The sequence below is a fragment of the Algibacter sp. L3A6 genome (genome assembly GCF_009796825.1).
GTDB lineage: Bacteria > Bacteroidota > Bacteroidia > Flavobacteriales > Flavobacteriaceae > Algibacter.
In genome coordinates this window covers 3180348-3199841 of record NZ_CP047030.1, presented here as the reverse complement: position 1 = coordinate 3199841, position 19494 = coordinate 3180348, and the positions used below count along the sequence as shown (strand labels likewise).

Genomic DNA, 19494 nt, shown 5'->3' with positions numbered 1-19494 from the left:
TCTGTTTCAATATTACTTTTTTAAATTCAGTAATAAAACAAATACCACTCAATACAACACCCATAAAACGAGATACGTCGAACAAAGAAAACTTAAAGCTTTGTTAAATCTAATTTTCCATATATTTATTTTTTTTTAACAATCAAGATAATTATATGTGGCATTATAGGTCCCTCCTTATATCCCTGATATTACCAACCATTCTTTTTTCACAAAATATTACCCCTTCAATTGAAATTAGCGATGTGGGAGGTTTAACAGATATTTTGGTAGATTGTGATTATCCCACGGATGCCGATCGCTGCTTTGTTTTACAAGCCAATTACACTACCATTTACGAAACTACTTCTTACGAAGTAAACAATATACCTTTTACTAACTTATCTGGTTTAACTAACGAAAGTTTGGTAACCGTTTCTGCCGACGATAAATGGAGTTCTGTTTTACCATTACCTTTCGATTTTTGTTTTTATAACGAAGGCTTCAATTCCTTTATTCTTGGAGATAATGGACTAATAAGCTTCAATACAGCACTTGCTCTTGCCGATAGCCCTTATTTTTCAGGAAGTTTACCAAACTCATCCATGCCAACCAATGCTATATTTGGTGCTTATCACGATTTAACAAACGATAACAATGTGTTTGGCTGCACCGACGACCCGAGCACACCAGAAAACGAATGTGGCGAAATTAAAACCTATACTACAGGCACCTCTCCGCAACGTACTTTTGTTATTAGTTACGAAAATTTAAACCATTTTAACTGCGAAAACACAAGATCTACAACTCAAATTGTACTTTACGAAACCTCGAATATTATTGATGTTTATATAAAGGACAAACCAATAAATTGCGAAACATCATCTGGAGCTTATCGAAAAAATGCTTTGATAGGAATTCAAAATGAAGATGGAACATCAGCAACAACGCCTACCGATAGAAATTCTGGTATATGGAGCGCCACTAATGAAGCTTGGCGGTTTACACCAAACGGAATTCCGACAACAGTTGTTCAATGGCGAGATGCCAGCAACACACTCATTGCAACAGGCGATCAAATAACCATTTGCCCAGAAGAATCTACAAGTTATACCGCTAGAGTCACTTATGATATGTGTATTGGCACCGATGTTATTTTAGAAGACACTATAGATATTACCATTGATTTCTCTTACCCAATAGCTATAGACAATGAGCAAACCGTGTGCGACATTAACTTGGTTGGAGAGGAAATTATAGATTTAACAACCTATGCGCCATTAATGGTTGGCACACAAACTGGTTTAGTGTTGAATTACTATAATTCTCCAGACGATGCAAAAAACGAAACCAACCCTATACCTACTCCAGAAAACTACCTTTTAACAACCTCAACAGAAAACATATATGTTAGATTACAACGTGGTGTTGGTTGCTTTGATTTAGGTACATTAACCGTTAATCTAGAAGAATTAGCAACCTCACAACTCTCTCAAATTTCAGAATGCGATGTAGATAATGATAATTCAGAAATTATAACATTTTCCGATTACACCACGCAAATTATTGGTAGCCAATCTAGCGCTATACTTTCCTATCATTTAAATCAAAATGAAGCTGAAAACAATCTAAATCCGCAAACCAATCTAACCGCAGCAAATGGCGATTCTGTTTTTGTTCGCTTAACGCTTCAACCGGATGAATCTTGCCCAAATATTGTAGAAATCCCCATAGTTCTAAATCCTGTTCCCGTTGTTGCACCTATTGAGGTGACACTTTGTTCTAATATTGCTATTTACAATTTAACACAACATGAAACAGATGTACAATCGAACAATACCGCGGCTTTAAACTTTAGTTATCACCTTTATGAAAGTTGGGCGGAAAGAAACATTTATCCTTTTGATCCAGATGCCACGAGCAATCCTATAGACCCCGAAGTTTACCGTTTAAATAGCGCTTCTCAAATTTGGGTACGATCTTACACATCAAATGGTTGTGTTGAAGTTTTTCCTATAAATTTCACATATATTGATGGTGTAACCGTCCAAAACGATAACCAAGTTAGTACGGGAACTATTTTCGATTTAACCACATCTATCAATGATATGGTCACCGATTTAACAGGTATTACTGTTCAATATTACGATTCTGAAAATGGAGCACAAATACAAGACCCAAGCAGTTTAATAAGTGATCCTGCTAATTTTGGGGTTACCAATCCTGAAACCGAAGTATTTGTTGTTTTCACCAATACAGATTCTGGTTGTATCACCATAGGAAGCATCGAATTAGAGTCGGTTGGATTCTCTGGAGGAGCTATTGATGGAGATTTTCAAATTTGTGATACCGATAACGATTCCGAAGAATTAGTAACATTAAGCGAATATGACGATAGCTTAATTTCTACTTTTGATGATTCTAGACACATGATTGTTACATATCATATTTTAGAAACCGATGCCAACGCTAATACTGGCGCCATTACTGAAATAAATATTACCGCACCTACAACACTTTACGCTCGTATTGCATTAGTTTTTGAAGGAACAGAACTCGATTTTACAGTGGAAGAAGTTAATCTAGATTTTCAAACCACGATACTTCTTAATCCTGTTTTAGCTACTATTTGTGACGAATTTGGAAACAACAGAGAAGTACATAACATTACTCAATATGAAGATGACATCACTACAGAAACAGGTGCCATTTTCGAGTATGAAGACATTTACGGACGAGACATTAGCTCACCAGAAACCTACAACATTATTGGGCCAACACGAGTTATTAACGTCTTTGTAACTACACCAGACGGCTGTACAACAGAAACCGATATTACTTTCGATTTTTATCCAATAATAACTACAAACGACGCCGAAATTCAAGCTTGTGATAGTGATAACAATAATGAAGAATTAATTAACCTAAACGATGCTTTACCAGATGTAAACACAAATTTTATAGACTATGAAGCTTCTTTTTACAATACTGAAGCAGAAGCCGAAACAGGAGATCCAACAACCCAAATACCAACACCTGAAAATTATTTAGCCACATCTAACCATTCCGTTTTTGTTCGCTTATACAATACAACCACAACATGCTATAACACAGCCGAAATAGAAATAACTATTGTTTCCATACCCGATTTACGATCTAATATGCTAAGTCTTTGTGATTTTGAAAATGACGGTATTGAAAACAATGTTGATTTATCCAATTTCAACTCAGAGATAATTGGAACTCAAAACAACATCGATTTAACGTATTACAACAGTTTAGATAATGCAAACAACAAAAACACACCAATAACTACAGCGAATATTACAAACACCACAACCCTATTTGTTAATCTTTCCGCGCCAGATGGTTGCGATATTTCTGGAGCCATTAGCTTCAGCTTAATTTCCGCACCAGTAGTTAACAACATTGATGTTACCGTTTGCGATAACTTTACCGATGGCAGCGAATATTACGACTTGCGTTTAAGTCATGACGCTATCATTTCCGATCCGATAAACCATACATTCCGTTATTTTACTTCAGAAAATAATGCTATTAATAACAGCGGAGCAATTTCATATAGATATCTAATTACTAGTGTTCCTCAAACTATTTATGTCAGGGTTACAAATAGAACCACGGGATGTTTTTCAATTGCTAAAACAACCTTAAATTTTACATTTCCTATCGCTGTAAACGACACCGAACTTACAGCTTGCGACGATGATTTTAACCTTTCCGAAGAGTTTGACTTAACCACTGCCATTCCGGCTATGTTAGCCGATACCACAGGGCTTGACATTACTTATTATTCCGATGAAGTAGGCGCACAAACTGCTAATACAGCTTTTCTAATTTCAACCCCCGAAAATCATAATACAGCTTCAGAAACCGATAATATTTTTGTTAGATTCGATAATCCATTAACCGGTTGTTTCTCTATAGGTCGCGTTATTTTAAAGGTACTCGCCACACCTAAATTAATTGATAGCAGCCATACTATTTGCGATACCGATTTCGACGGGTTTTTCACGCTAGACTTAAGCGATTTAAATGCATTAATTATCCAAGATCAAACGAATCTATTGTTCACATACTTCACCTCATTCTCAAATGCTGAAAATGAAACCGGAGCTATTTCTAACACGACAAATTATGCCATTCCAAATGATAATCATACTGTATATATTCGAGTGGAAAATCAATTTGGTTGTTGGGCTGTTGCCGCAGTTAATGTTAGTATTAGAACATCGACCAATGTTAATACTGTCACCGAAACTTTAGAAGCCTGTGACGATGATTTAAACAATTACTCCTTTTTCGATTTAACGGCTTTTGAAAACTTATTCACTACCGAAATCGGAGCCACTTTTAGATATTTCAATACCAGAATGGATGCTAATTTGGAGCAAAACCAAATTCCAAATCCAACAGTACACCAAAACATAAATCCAAATTCGCAAACTGTTTTTGTTCGAGTGTCTGTTCCAGATAAATGTGATAATATTACGAGTTTCAATATTGAGACCATCCATATTACGCCACCAACATTAACAAAAGCAACCTTTTGCGCGGGCACTTCAGTGGTTTTAGATATGGGGCCAAATTACTCAACATATACCTGGAACACGACAGAAACCACGCAATCCATTGAAGTTTCCGTTGCAGGAACGTACAGCGTAACTTTAGAAGACAGCGATGGCTGTATCGGCACATTTGATGTTGAAGTTGAAGTGTTACCTCTACCAAACGTAATTGCAACATCTATTACAGAATGTGATTATACAGGTATTGCCGATGGATTAATGCAATTTAATCTTCATGATTATGACGATCAAGTTACAGCAAACAACACCAACGTTACAACTCACTTTTACTTATCGCAAAGTGCATTAGACAATGATTCCAGCGAACAAAGCGCAACGTTTACAAACACTACAAATCCGCAAACCGTTTACGTAAAAGTAGTTGATAATACAACTAGCTGTTTCGATTCTACAACGCTAACCTTAAATAGTAGTTTTATAGAATTATGGCCGAATACTTATGAAATTTGCGATACCGATTTCGATGGTAACTACAGCTTTAACCTTACTGAATTAAACACTTTAGTTGTTACAAACACCACTAACTTAACTTTTGAATATTACAATTCGCAAACCAATGCCGAAAACCAAAACGGAGCACTTTCCGGTATTTACACCATCCCGAATAATAACCATGATGTTTATGTTCGAGTAGAAAACAGTTTAGGTTGTGCCTATGTCACTTCCGTGAAAATACAACACAGAGCAAACACTTCCGTGGAAACGGTTCCCGAAATACTAGAATCTTGTGACGATGATTTAGATGATTATGCCATATTCGATTTAACGGCTTTCGAAAATTTATTCACTACCGAAATTGGAGTCTCTTTTAGATATTTCAATACCAGAATGGATGCTAATTTGGAGCAAAACCAAATTCCAGATCCAACAATACACCAAAACGTAAATCCAAATTCGCAAACTATTTTTGTTCGAGTGTCTGTTCCCGATAAATGTGATAATATTACGAATTTCAACATTGAGACTATCCATATTACACCACCAACATTAACAAAAGCAACCTTTTGCGCGGGTACTTCTGTGGTTTTAGATATGGGGCCAAATTACTCAATATATACCTGGAACACGACAGAGACTACGCAATCCATTGAAATTTCCGTTGCAGGAACTTACAGTGTAACTTTAGAAGATAGCGATGGCTGTATCGGTACATTTGATGTTGAAGTTGAAGAATTACCTCTACCAAACGTAATTGCAACATCCATTACAGAATGTGATTATACTGGTATTGCCGATGGATTAATGCAATTTAATCTTCATGATTATGACAATCAAGTTACAGGCAACAACAGTAACGTTACAACTCACTTTTACTTATTGCAAAGCGAATTAGACAATGATTCCAACGAACAAAACGCAACGTTTACAAACACTACAAATCCGCAAACCATTTACGTCAAAGTAGTTGATAACACTACCGGTTGTTTCGATTCTACAACGCTAACCTTAAATAGTAGTTTTATAGAGTTATCGCCGAATACTTATGAAATTTGCGATACCGATTTCGATGGTAATTACAGCTTTAACCTTACTGAATTAAACACTTTAGTAGTTGCAAACACAGCGAACCTAGTTTTTGAATATTACAATTCGCAAACCAATGCCGAAAACCAAAACGGAGCTCTTTCTGGTGCTTACACCATCCCTAATAATAACCACAATGTTTATGTTCGTGTGCAAAACAGTTTAGGTTGTGCCTATATCACTTCCGTGGAAATACAACATAGGGCGGACACTTCCGTGGAAACGGTTACCGAAATACTAGAATCTTGTGATGATGATTTAGATGATTATGCTATATTCGATTTAACGGTTTTCGAAAACTTATTCACTACCGAAATTGGAGCTACTTTTAGATATTTCAATACCAGAATAGATGCTAATTTGGAGCAAAACCAAATTCCAAACCCAACAGTACATCAAAACGTAAATCCAAATTCGCAAACTGTTTTTGTTCGAGTATCTGTTCCCGATAAATGTGATAATATTACGAGTTTCAATATTGAGACTATTCATATTACACCACCAACATTAACAAAAGCAACCTTTTGCGCGGGTACTTCTGTGGTTTTAGATATGGGGCCAAATTACTCAACATATACCTGGAGCACAACAGAAACCACGCAATCCATTGAGGTTTCCGTTGCAGGAACATACAGCGTAACTTTAGAAGACAGCAATGGCTGTATTGGTACATTTGATGTCGAAGTTGAAGAGTTACCTCTACCAAACGTAATTGCAACATCAATTACAGAATGTGATTATACAGGTATTGCCGATGGATTAATGCAATTTAACCTTCATGATTATGACAATCAAGTTACAGGAAACAATAATAACGTCACAACTCATTTTTACTTATCTCAAAGCGAATTAGATAATGATTCCAACGAACAAAACGCAACGTTTACAAACACAACAAATCCGCAAACCATTTACGTAAAAGTAGTTGATAACACTACCGGTTGTTTTGATTCTACAACGCTAACCTTAAATAGTAGTTTTATAGAATTAACGCCAGCCATATTATATGTTTGTGATGAATTAAATTCTGAAGACGGATTAAACACCTTCGATTTAAGCTTAGCGTCTCCTCAAGTTTTAATAAATTCACCTGAAAATTTTGATGTCGCTTATTATGAAACTTATCACAATGCAGAACAGCAACTAGATATATTAGCAAATAATTATCAAAATACTGAGGCTTATTCTCAAACCATTTACGCTCGTGTTGAAAATAACGAAGGTTGTTCTTATATTGAAGAAGTTCTACTAGTTGTAAATAGCTTACCAAATATTGAAGTTGCACAAGAAACCATTTATTGTCTAAACACCTACCCCGAAACCATTAGCTTAGACGCTGGTTTAATTACGGGTTCTACAAATAATTTCATTTATTTATGGAACACTAATGAGACAACTCCTGAAATTGAAATTAACGAAGTTGGAACATATAGCGTAACTGTAACATCTTTAGAAGGTTGTTCGAAAACAAGAGATATTATTGTTTCACCTTCAACTATACCAACCATAGATCGCGTAGATATTATAGATGCTATGGACATACAAACTGTTACTGTTTATCTTAACGAGAATAGTATTGGAGACAATGAATATGCTATAGACAGCGAATTTGGACCATACCAAGACAGTAATATATTTAATAATGTAGAAGGCGGATTGCACACCATTTACGTTAGAGATAAAAATGGTTGTGGTATAGATTCTGAAAAAATTTCGGTTATTAGTATCCCTAAATTCTTTACACCAAATGGAGATGGTTTTAATGATACATGGCAGCCTTTGGGCATATCTAGAGAATTCCAAACAGATGTTTCTATTTACATTTATGATAGGTATGGAAAACTATTAAATATTTTAGATCCATTTGGCCCAGGATGGGATGGTACTTTTAAAGGTTACCCGATGCCATCTTCTGATTATTGGTATACCGTTGATTTCCAAGAACTTTTTAGCCAAAAACATCGTCAATTTAAAGGCCATTTTACTTTAAAACGATAAAAATCAATCATTTAAATCCTTCTTAAAATATATAAAAATCTAATTTTTAAAATATTTCATTCACAATAAAATTCGTAGCTACATATTAAAGCAATTATTGCTTACATTTGTAGTACAACAAAAAAAACACTTCATTTAAATATAGTGTAGTATTCCATAAGAATTTAGAAAGATTAGCATAATGATTTATACCGTAATTGATGTTGAAACCGCTGGACCAGGAAATAAACTTACTGAGATTTCTATTTTTAGATATGAAGACGATGAGTTAATAGATGAATTTACATCGCTTGTAGATCCTCAACAGTTAATTCCTGAATACATAACCGATTTAACAGGTATTGATGATTTGATGGTTGCTAAAGCACCAACATTCGCAGAAATTGCAGAAGATATTTTATCCATTACCCAAAACGCCATTTTTATAGCGCATAATGTGAGTTTTGATTATAACGCCATACAAAATGAGTTCTCGGCAATAGATATAAAATTTGTTAGAAAGAAACTATGCACCGTTAGACTTTCTAGAAAATTATTACCAGGTCACAAAACCTATAGCTTAGGTAAGTTATGTGCTAAATTAGATATTCCCATAGTAGGCAGACACCGCGCAAGAGGCGATGCTGAAGCTACTGTTATTCTATTTAAAATACTGCTAAAACAACCTACAGCAACAGAAGTTATTGAGTTCTTTTTAAAGAAAGCTACTAAAGAAACAAAAGTACCAAAACATCTTAAACAAGAAACTTTCGATCAGCTACCAAGTACTACCGGAATCTATTATTTTAAAGATGAAAATGATGCTATTATCTACGTAGGCCGAGCAAAAGACATAAAAAAACGCGTACTAAGCCATTTTACGAGTAAAGCAGAAAAAGAGATTAATTTATCTAAAGAATTAACCGATGTAGATTACGAGCTTTCAGGTAGTGAAACCATTGCATTACTGATGGAAGATGCGGCATTAAAGGAACATCAGCCAAAATACAATCAAGCACCAAAACGCGCTCCAAAAGCGTATGCCATATTCAGTTACCAAGATAGAAATGGCATATTACATTTAGCTTACAATACTCTAAAATCGACGCCAAATGCCATACAAGTATTATATAGTATTCAAGAATGTAACCATTATTTAGAGGTACTTTGTAAACAGTTTAATTTATGCCCAAAATACACACATTTACAGGAAGGTACCGCAAATTGTTCGCTCTACCCTATTCAATCTTGCAAAGGTATTTGTGATAAAAAAGAATCGATGGCCTTATATAATCTTCGTGTTAAACAAGCTATAGATTACCTTAAAAATATGTCTAAAAATGTGATTGTAAAACAAAAAGGACGATATGAAAATGAAGAAGCTTTTATTTTAATTGAAAACAGCAGCTACAAAGGTTACGGTTTTATCGATAAGTACGAGCAAATTAATACTTCGGAAGATTTAGAACCTTTTTTAATTCCCCAACAAGACAACATAGATATTAAAAGAGTTTTGAATAAAATATTGATTAGTCCTGATCAAAGTGTCTTGCAAACCCAGTAACATATTTTAATTTACATAAAACAAAAAAGCAACCTAATTAGGTTGCTTTTTTGTTTTTGCTATATAATACCGAATTTACTAACTAACGGCTTTCTTCAATTTAATAATATGTAGTTTATCTAAAACAACCATAATACAATACGTAATATCAACCTCAAACCAACGCACTCCAAAATTTGCACGTCCACTGTGAGAATGATGATTGTTATGATAGCCTTCGCCCATCATTAAAAAATCGAATGGTAATAAATTTTTAGACGTATCGGCAACTTTAAAGTTTCTGTACCCATAAATATGAGCAAACCAATTTATAATTACGCCGTGTATTGGTGCCATTAAAAAAGCTACAGGTAAAAATAACCATTGCCACCAAGCAGTTGCAAAGAAAATAAAAAACACAGTGTATAAAGCAGCCCAAACTAATCGAGACACTCTAGAACTTGCAAACTTATCGAAAGACTCCCATTGCGGAACATTTTTGGTAAACTTATCTGCAACCTCAATTCGTTTTTGATTTATATCTTGATAAATGTTTTTTGTACGCCACATCATAGAAAACACATTGGCATCATATTTAGGCGAATGTGGATCTTTTTCTGTGTCGGCATAAGCATGGTGCATTCTATGCATAACGCCATAACCATAAGCACTTAAGTAATTAGAACCTTGAAAAACCCAAGTTAAAAAGAAACATATACGCTCTGCTATTTTAGACATGGTAAAGGTTTGATGCGCCGCATAACGATGCAAAAAGAATGTTTGAAAAAACAAACCTGTATACCATAAAATGATAATAAAAATAAGAATACTCATAATCTTTGTTTAGATAACAAAGGTCTTATTACTTTATGGAAATTACAATGAACCTAGGTTAAGAAATTCGTTTCCTAATTCGGCTTAAAGCCTGCGCTGTAACCCCAATATACGAAGCTATATATTTTAAAGGCACCTCTTTTATTAAGTTCGGGCGCTCGGTAAATAACTTAAGGTAACGCTCTTCTGCTGTTTCATTTAAAAGCGACTGCTCTCGTTTAGATTTTATAAGAAATAAACGCTCTGACGACATGCGCCCTATAACATTACCTACAAAACTTTTTTGATATACCTCTTGTAAATCTTCATAAGAAATACTCCAAATAACCATATTTGTAAGCGCCTCTATTTGGTAGAGCGATGGTTTGTGTGTTAAAAACGAATCGTAAGCGCTGATAAATTCATTTTCGAAACAAAATCCGAAAGTGATTTCTTTCTCTTTATCTTCCTTCGGAATTAAAAAACGTGCAATACCAGATTCTATAAAAGAGATGTAGTTCTCCACCTGACCAATTTCGGTAAGTTTATCTTTTTTATTAAACTCGCGCTTAATTAATTTAGATGAAAACAACGTCCAATCGGTATCATTTACCGTTATGGTCTCTTCTATATAGGCTCTAATATTTTTCATTTGAAACTATTCTAGTTCTCGAAAAACTCTGGATAAAATATGAATTAAAATTATTTTATATACGCATTAAGTAACTCTTTCAAAAGTAATATATCTTGTTCTTTATTACGTACTAAACGATTTTCTTTATCATTTTCAAAAGCAGCATAATCAATTTCAACTAAATGGATTTCTTTCTTTTGCAGCACGTCTCTACGTCTTTTGTTATATTTTTTTATTTGTTCAGCTCTAGTTATACCACTAACCGTCATTACATTTAGCTTCTCTTCATCTTGGTCAGCTTCACTTTCCTTTTCTAAAAACTCAATAACTAAATTGGCATCCTTATAAAAAGCTGCTAATGGCAATTTCGTTCTCGTTTTTCCTCTTTTATGCATATCTCCTAGTAGAAAAGGAAAGGTATGTTTACGCGATGCTTTTTCGTTAAGCACCTCATCACATAGGTCTAAAACATAAAACTCATCACTATTTTCTCTTGTTTCTTGAGCTTTTTCTTTTTTAGAAACCGCACCAATAGCTTCATTAGGTACAAACTCTGCTCCTGCTCTTAATAAATACCAATAAACAGCTGTTTCTGTACGTTCTGCATGTACAGCAGGAATTTTATCTAATGCTTTTTCTTTATCTAAAGCTCTAAAAACTTTACGAAGCGGTAACCCTTTTTTTGTGTCTTTTGTAAAAACACCTGCCTCTATTAAATCGGACATAAGATCCTTAGCAGGAATCGAATTTTTATCCGTATTTGTATTAAAATAATTCTCTATTACTTTATTAATTTGAGCGACTTGATCTTCGCTAATATTACTATTCTTCATGATTATAACTTTTATGCTAATTGTAGCAACTACAATTAAAACGGCCGCAAGATAAGCCAATATTATTACGATGTAATTATACTACTCGTTTTATTAATCTTAAACACATCATTTTACCAGCTAGAACTTAAAAGTCGTACTAATCTAGAAAAAATATCACCGTAACGCCATTACTTTTTAGAAAGTACCGTTTTCATTTGCGCAGGATTAGAATATAATACCTTTTCGTTCTGCATTAGTTGTTTATGAATGTGGTGTGTAACATCCATCCAACTGCGTTCTTCAATCCATAACGGATCCATCATTTTAGATTCCCACAGCTTCAATTCATTTTGTAATAATTGATACTCTTCCTCTTTGGATGTTTTTAAGTCTGTGGTTTCACCTAAATCATTTTCTAAATTATAAAGCGTTGCTCCAAAATCTTGCAATCTCACCATTTTATAATCACCTATTCTTACTCCAGCTTCTTCTAGTTTTCTCCAGAATAATTTATCGTGCGGATTTCCTGTTTTTTCTCCTTTTAAATACGGCAATAAATTAGCTCCGTCTAAAATTAAATCATCGGCCTTTTTAATGTTTGCTGCGGCCAAAGATGTTGTGAAAATATCTAAAGATGAAGATAAGCCACCAAACGTTTGACCACCTTTAATGACTTTAGGCCAACTCACAATAAAAGGCACGCGATGTCCGCCTTCAAACTTATTACCTTTCCAACCTTTTAAAGGTCCGCCGCTAGAACTATTATTTGCCGCACCACCATTATCACTTAAAAAATATATAAGTGTATTATCTGCTAAGCCCAATGCTTTTAATTTTTGTTGAAGCTTCCCTATATTTTCATCTAAAGACCAAGTCATGGCTGCCAATTCTTGTCTTGGATGATTTTTATACTTTTCTAAATGTTCCGTTTTGGCTTCCATTGGTGTATGTACGGCGTTATAAGCCAAATACATAAAAAAGGGTTGCGCTTTATTTTCTTCAATAAACTTTACAGATTGATCTCCTAAAACATCGCTTAAATATCCATCGAACATAACTCTTTTAGTATTATGTTGCAGCATTTTTTCTTTCTTAGGATTTTTATAGGAAAAGTACGAACGACTCCCGGCTTCGAAACCAAAAAACTCATCGAAACCTCTTTGATTTGGATGATCGCTTTTATCTGCTCCTAAATGCCATTTCCCTAAAGCTAGTGTTTTATATCCATTGGCTTTAAACACATCGGCCATTGTAGAAACATCATCCGAAAGGCCAAGATCACCAGAATCACCAAAGCCAGTTCCATTAGCTTCAAAACCAAAACGCTGTTGATATTTACCTGTCATCAAACCTGCTCTAGATGGTGCACAAACGGTAGCGCTTACATGAGCATCAGTTAAAACAACACCACTTTTTGCTAGGGCATCTATGTTTGGTGTTTCTAAATCTTTGCTCCCCATAAAACCAAAATCGGCATAACCGGCATCGTCTATAAGAATAACGATAACATTGGGTTGCTCAGTAGGTTTTACAGCATTTTTATCTTTATTTTCTTTACAAGATGACGTAAAAATTAGCAGTAGAATAAATAAACCAAATGCATTTAAAGTGCTTTTTTTTCTTTTGAAAAAGAGTGTCATTCTTTGATATTTATGTTTTGAATGACAAGTTAAAGATTAATGTTTAAGTTGAATATAAAGATTTCAAATTTATTACGAATCAAAAAAAACACACCTTTATAGATTAACTATAAAAGGATGTTTAAAAAACTTAGTTTTATTAAAACTCAACTATTTATTTAGAATATAATTTACTCCAGCCATAGCATGAATATCTGTGGTATTGAAAGCTGGAATATCTAAATCTTCATCAAAAATCATTAAAGGAAACTCGGTACAACCTAAAACAATTCCTTCCGCTCCTTTATCAACAAAACCCTGAATAACCGCTAGCACATAGGTTTTCGATTCGGGTTTAACGTCTCCATAAGTTAGTTCTTCTTGTATAATTCTATGTAATTCATTCAACACAACTTTATCTTCAGGAACTAAAACTTCTATACCATTATCAGCAATTCTTTGGGTTACAAAATCGGCTTCCATAGAGTAAATAGTTCCTATAAAACCAACACTTTTAATATCTTTATTATGAATTGCCTTAGCGGTAGCATCTGCAATATGTATTACCGGAAAATCTAATTGATCCTGTACTGTTTGATATACTTTATGCGGCGTATTAGCACAAAACATAACAGATTCTGCTCCAGCCTTATTAAGGCTTAATGCAGCTTCCGTCAACATACCAGCTATAGAATCCCATTTATCTTCCTTTTGAAACCTATGAACCTCAGCCTGATTGAGTGTATAAACTAATAAAGGCGGATTGGTATTATTACCGTAATAATCGTTGATAGATTGATTAATTGCCGCATAATACTCGATTGTAGAGTGCCAAGAGGTGCCACCTATTAGCCCAAGGGTTTTCATATCTTTATGATTCATTTTTGAGTTTTCATTTAAAACCTTAATTTTTTCTAACCATAACAATCCTCTTAATAGCTAAAGCCTCCAATGCATTAAGGGACTATTATAATTCTATTTGATTTTAAAGGTATCTATTACTATTTGATTTTTGGCAATGCGCCTCTCCAACCTTTTTTTAATTGCTCAGATAAACGTTTAACAACATCTTTCTGTTCAGGATTTTTAGCCACATTAACTGTTTCATTACTATCTACAAAGTGGTCGTATAATTCAGTATCAGCAAAATCACCTTTTAACTTTTTTTCATTATCCCAACGATACCATTCAATATAATGATGTTGCTTGGTTTGCATAGAATAGCCCATGTATTCATTTCCATCTTTAGAAACGCCTTTTCGTCTTCTAAACTGTGTAAAAACAGCATCTTTCCATTCTAAATCTGGGTTTTCAAAAATAGGAATTAAACTAGTACCTTGTAAATAATCAGCTTTATCTACACCTGTTAAATCACAAAGTGTTGGGAAAATATCTACTAATTCTGAAAGTGCTTCAATGCGTTTTCCCTCTTTTTGATTGACTCCTTTTATAATTAACGGCACATGCGTATCAATATAAAAATTAGTCATTTTACCCCATCCGTTGTGATCGCCTAATTTCCATCCATGGTCACCCCATAAAACAATAACTGTATTTTCATAAAGGCCTCTTTCCTTTAAGCCTGTCACTAGCTTCCCAACACAAGCATCAACAAAACTTACGCTTGCATAGTATCCTCTTTTGAGCGAATCGGAATAAGTTTCTGGAAGTGGTGCATCTTCTGGACGTCCAATTTTATAAGGATTAGTATAAGCTCTTAATTCATAATTAGAATTAGCGGACATTACCGCAGCGTTTTTTGGTAATTTTGGATTGGCTGCTGGAGAAACTGAGCCCACAGGATATAAATCCCAATATTTTTTTGGCACTACAAAAGGAAGGTGTGGCCTATAAAGTCCAAGCCCCATAAAAAACGGCTTTTTATTACCTTTTATTCTATCAATCGTTTCTAATGCTAATTGTGTTTGCATCGCATCAAAATATAACGAATCCGGTACATCGGCATCCTCTATTGCGGGACCACGATTCCATCCATCTCCATACACTTTTCGTCCTTTTCTTTTTTCTAAAAGAATGGTTCTTTGCTTTTTTTGATCTTCTAGCGCGGCTTCGGTATAGTAATAAGTTTCAGCATCACGCAACGCATAAGCTTTAGTATTGTAAGGATATGGTTTTAAATCTGGCTCGTCCCACGAAATAGAATCTGGCATGTAATTATGAAAAATTTTACCAATGTTAACTGTGTAATAACCAGCTTTGTTGAAATACTGAGGCATAGTAACCGCTTCCGGATTAATCTCTCTAAACTTATCGCCTAAATGCCAAACTCGCGTAGAATCTGGCCTATACCCCAGCATTGTACTTGCTCTAGATGGTGCACAAACCGCAGCTTGACAATGCGTATTTAACATCACCATGGAAGTTGCAGCCAAAGCATCCATATTTGGTGTCTTAATCTCTGTATTACCGTAGCTTCCAAGATCAGCTCTTAAATCGTCGATTGATAAGAAAATAATGTTCGGTTTTCTTTCTGAAATATTATGTGGTGCAGAGGTAACCTTAGCTTGTTTTCCGCAAGCTACAAATAAGAAAAACGCAGTAATACATCTTAATAAAATCTTCATATAAATAATTTTCATTTTTTTAGAACTCTATTAAGTTATTTTCTATAAATAAGTAAGAAATGCTATGAGATAACAGGAATATTTTGATAAATCTATGGTACATTTTAAGCGCCAAGGTTTTATAAAAAGCAAATTTTTACAAGTAAAAATACTACTTTTTAAAGAAGATACTAACCTTAATAAAGAATTACACATTCTGTATTTTTTATGCTTAAAAATTCCGTTAACCTAAATTATTGAAGCTTAATTACCCTTACCCAATAATTCTATCCAATCATTTACATATCCAATATTTCTAACACCGTTAGAATGGCCTTTTTTACCTTCTGGAACAGGCAGGCTGAAAGGATAAATATGATTTTCTGGAATCCCCATAGCTTCATAACTTTCTCTTATTATTTTGGCTGCAGGTTCTGTAACATGATATGTACCATACCAAACATCGCTTGGCGTTACACTTGGCGAATAATACCATATCGCTATTTTTGGTTTTATCTGAATAATCCCAGCCTCCTGAAAAATGAAAAATCTACTACACGCGACACCAATTGTTCTTTAGCTATAAAAGCGGCCATTCCCCCTCCTTGAGACTGACCAGAAACTGCAATTTCACTCCATTTAGGAGCTCCATTTTCTAAATAAGTATCCCAATTACCTGTTTTATCATGTTCCGATAGATAAATAAGTAACTTAGTTAATCTATTCACTATGGCATCTTGAGGAGCATCATCAATTAATGAGAAATTATTATTTCCATAAATACGCCTAGTTCTGAATTCTTCAGTACAATTAGAATTTTCAGCAAGTACTTTTCCTCTACAAATTTGCGCCACTGCTGGTGTATTAATGTATGATATATTAATAACGTGATAGCCTTGATTTACGGCTGTAGCAAATAAACTCTTTGGCCCTTTTAGCGCAATTCCTCCTGTTCCTGGCATAAAGAAAAGAAGCTTCCCTTGTTTAGCCTCTGGATTATAAACTACTAAATGTGGTGAATTTGCTTCTGAAATTGTAGAATCTGTTTTAGAAGGTTCAATATGTAAAACTTTATATTCTTCTGGAAACCCAGTTGAAGTTTGCGAAAAAACACTACTATTAATAATTACAATTAAAAGAAGTGATGTAAAAATCTGTTTCATTATTTTTTTGATTTAAAATTAGGCATTATTGGTTTTAATAAAAAACTATCTATAATAGAATAAAGCAGTTAGTTCTCGCTCCAAACAACAATACGTAAATTAACAAAAAACCTATGTAAACCATTAAAAAAAGGGGTTACACTTATACTACACTTTATGTAATAAGTCTATTTTTTGTTATGAAACGATAAAATTGAGAAATTATGGAGATTAGTCTTTTGTTTGGGTATTGTAATCCCTCATGCTACTGCTATAAAAAGAATAAGATTCCCTTATTTGGCCTCTGGATTACAAACCACTAAATATGGAGAATTTACTACTGAAATTGTAGTATCTATTTTAGAATGGTTAATATGTAAAACTCTTTATTTTTATGGAAATCTAGTAGAGGTTTGTAAAAAAATTATTGACAGCAAGAATTAAAAGACGACATGTAAAAATCTGTTTCATTGTTTTTTTTATGATAAAACAAAAAGCTCAACATCAAAATTTGATGTTGAGCTTTTTAATTAAAAAAACTAATTATTAAATAAATTTTACCAACCTGGATTTTGTGGCAATAAATTCGGGTTAAGTATTAATTCGTTACTTGGTATAGGTAATAAATAGGCTTTAGTTTCATCAAAATTATAAGGATCTGAATTAAGAAATGGAGCAATATAACCTTCAGAATCTATCGTTACATTTGATTCTGGTGTATCTGAATTTACAATACCATCGTAAAAATATGCTCCTCTAGGAGTGGTTCCATTAACTAATTCATGAGCTCTCCAACGTAATAAATCATCAAGTCTAAAACCTTCTGCCATTAGTTCAACAGTACGTTCTCTACGAACTTCATATAAAATATCTGTAAGAGTATAGCCATAATTCGGCCAATCAGGATCCACAGTTATCGATCCTAATGTTATGCCAGGCATACCTACACGAGTACGTAACTTATTAATAGACTTTTCTAAATCGTCTTGAGTAATGGTGCCCAATTCAGCTTTAGCTTCAGCAAAAATTAATAAAGCTTCAGCATAACGCATTATAACCTTAGACGTGTTTTTAGTAAAATCGCTAGTAACAGGATCTATATCAATATTTCTATACTTTTGCGATTCGTACCCCGTAAGTCCTGCATTAGCAGTAGTAAAATCAGGAGCTATATAAGCAACAGTTGAGCTACCATCTCTTTTAATTAAATCTCCAGGTACCATTATTAAAGCGGCTAATCTTGGATCTCTGTCTACTTCTATGGTCGCTAAAGATTTATCTCCTTCATCATATAAATCACTCACTGAAATAGGGTCGCCATCAATACATAAATAGGTGCGTATTGCTTCCCTTGTATAAGCACAACGATTAGGCCAAGAAATTTGTAAGCTATTATTAAAACCTAAATCATTATCGAAATCTCTCCAAAGCATCACTTCGCTATTACCACTAAGCCCAATTTGGTTAAATAAAGTAGAGTAATCATCATGAAGCGTAAATACACCACTATCGATAAGTTCTTCAGAAGTATCTGCAGCGATTTCTAAATAAGTAGAACCGTTAGAGCCTTCTACGCCAAAAGCTGTTCCATTATGATACCTTTCCCATGTCCCTTCATAAAGCGCAATCCTTGCTTTTAGTAATAAAGCAGCTTCTTTACTTACACGAGGACTTGTTGAGATATCTGGAAAAGATTGTAATAAAGAAATAGCAGTGGTTAAATCCGAAAGGATAAAATCGGCTACTTCATTTCTTGGGTCTCTAGCAGCAAATAAAAACTCTTCATCCTTATCATCAAAATATTTCTCAAATATTGGTAAATCACCGTAATCAACTAAAAGATTAAAATAATAATACGCTCTAAAGAAATAAGTTTCTCCTATGTATTGGTCAATTTCTGTTTGATCACCTTCTGCTTGATCAACATGATCTAAAAGCCAATTAACTTCTCTTACCTCGTCCCAACTCCAAACTGAATTTGAAGATTCTGTAGCTACACCTGTTTGACCACTAAGTCTAGAGTTTATATTTTCAGCAATACCCATATCAGAATCAAGATCGGGTAGTACAGAGAAACCTACACTAGTATTTGACCAACTTGGCAAATCATTATAAAAAGCATTAACTGACGCTCTTAAATCACCAGGTGTGCTGTAAAAGTCAACCTCCGAGACAACATCCAAAGGTGTTTTTTCTAAAAAGTCTTCGCAAGACGACAAAGTCACTGCTGTACTTAAAATAAATAATTTTATTATATTTTTCATATTTCTACAA

The 19494-nt window shown here is 34.1% G+C and carries 11 protein-coding genes; 2 read left to right on the top strand and 9 right to left on the bottom strand.

Features of this window, described 5'->3' with window-relative positions:
- The first annotated feature begins 245 nt into the window (after positions 1-245).
- Together GQR98_RS13290 and GQR98_RS13285 are read left to right on the top strand one after the other, a co-directional pair.
- Positions 246-8111 (top strand): T9SS type B sorting domain-containing protein, encoded by a 7866-nt coding sequence (locus GQR98_RS13290; protein ID WP_159019917.1) that lies wholly within the window; start codon positions 246-248, stop codon positions 8109-8111.
- A 181-nt stretch (positions 8112-8292) separates the two neighbouring features.
- Positions 8293-9654: an exonuclease domain-containing protein gene (locus GQR98_RS13285; protein WP_159019916.1), complete on the top strand. Its 1362-nt coding sequence runs from the start codon at positions 8293-8295 to the stop codon at positions 9652-9654.
- A gap of 78 nt (positions 9655-9732) precedes the next feature.
- On the opposite strand, the gene GQR98_RS13280 is transcribed toward GQR98_RS13285, so the two are convergent.
- From GQR98_RS13280 to GQR98_RS13245, 9 genes are all read right to left on the bottom strand, one after another.
- On the bottom strand, positions 9733-10467 hold the full coding sequence (locus tag GQR98_RS13280) for an acyl-CoA desaturase (RefSeq protein WP_042500276.1): 735 nt from the start codon (positions 10465-10467) through the stop codon (positions 9733-9735).
- A gap of 58 nt (positions 10468-10525) precedes the next feature.
- Positions 10526-11098, bottom strand: coding sequence for a Crp/Fnr family transcriptional regulator (locus GQR98_RS13275; protein WP_133968378.1), 573 nt, complete (start codon positions 11096-11098; stop codon positions 10526-10528).
- Positions 11099-11148: 50 nt separating this feature from the next.
- A complete protein-coding gene (locus GQR98_RS13270) occupies positions 11149-11913 on the bottom strand; it encodes a hypothetical protein (protein ID WP_159019915.1) in 765 nt (254 codons plus the stop codon).
- Positions 11914-12083: 170 nt separating this feature from the next.
- A complete protein-coding gene (locus GQR98_RS13265; RefSeq protein ID WP_159019914.1) occupies positions 12084-13535 on the bottom strand; it encodes a sulfatase-like hydrolase/transferase in 1452 nt (483 codons plus the stop codon).
- Positions 13536-13685: 150 nt separating this feature from the next.
- On the bottom strand, positions 13686-14396 hold the full coding sequence (locus tag GQR98_RS13260) for an aspartate/glutamate racemase family protein (protein ID WP_159019913.1): 711 nt from the start codon (positions 14394-14396) through the stop codon (positions 13686-13688).
- A 119-nt stretch (positions 14397-14515) separates the two neighbouring features.
- A complete protein-coding gene (locus tag GQR98_RS13255) occupies positions 14516-16099 on the bottom strand; it encodes a sulfatase (protein ID WP_159019912.1) in 1584 nt (527 codons plus the stop codon).
- A 243-nt stretch (positions 16100-16342) separates the two neighbouring features.
- The gene (locus tag GQR98_RS19255) at positions 16343-16474 is read right to left on the bottom strand and encodes a hypothetical protein (RefSeq protein WP_262885135.1); all 132 of its coding nucleotides are present in this window, start codon (positions 16472-16474) and stop codon (positions 16343-16345) included.
- Positions 16475-16590: 116 nt separating this feature from the next.
- Positions 16591-17241: a BPSS1187 family protein gene (locus tag GQR98_RS13250; protein ID WP_159019911.1), complete on the bottom strand. Its 651-nt coding sequence runs from the start codon at positions 17239-17241 to the stop codon at positions 16591-16593.
- A 536-nt stretch (positions 17242-17777) separates the two neighbouring features.
- Positions 17778-19484, bottom strand: coding sequence for a RagB/SusD family nutrient uptake outer membrane protein (locus GQR98_RS13245; protein ID WP_159019910.1), 1707 nt, complete (start codon positions 19482-19484; stop codon positions 17778-17780).
- Between the last annotated feature and the right edge of the window lie 10 nt (positions 19485-19494).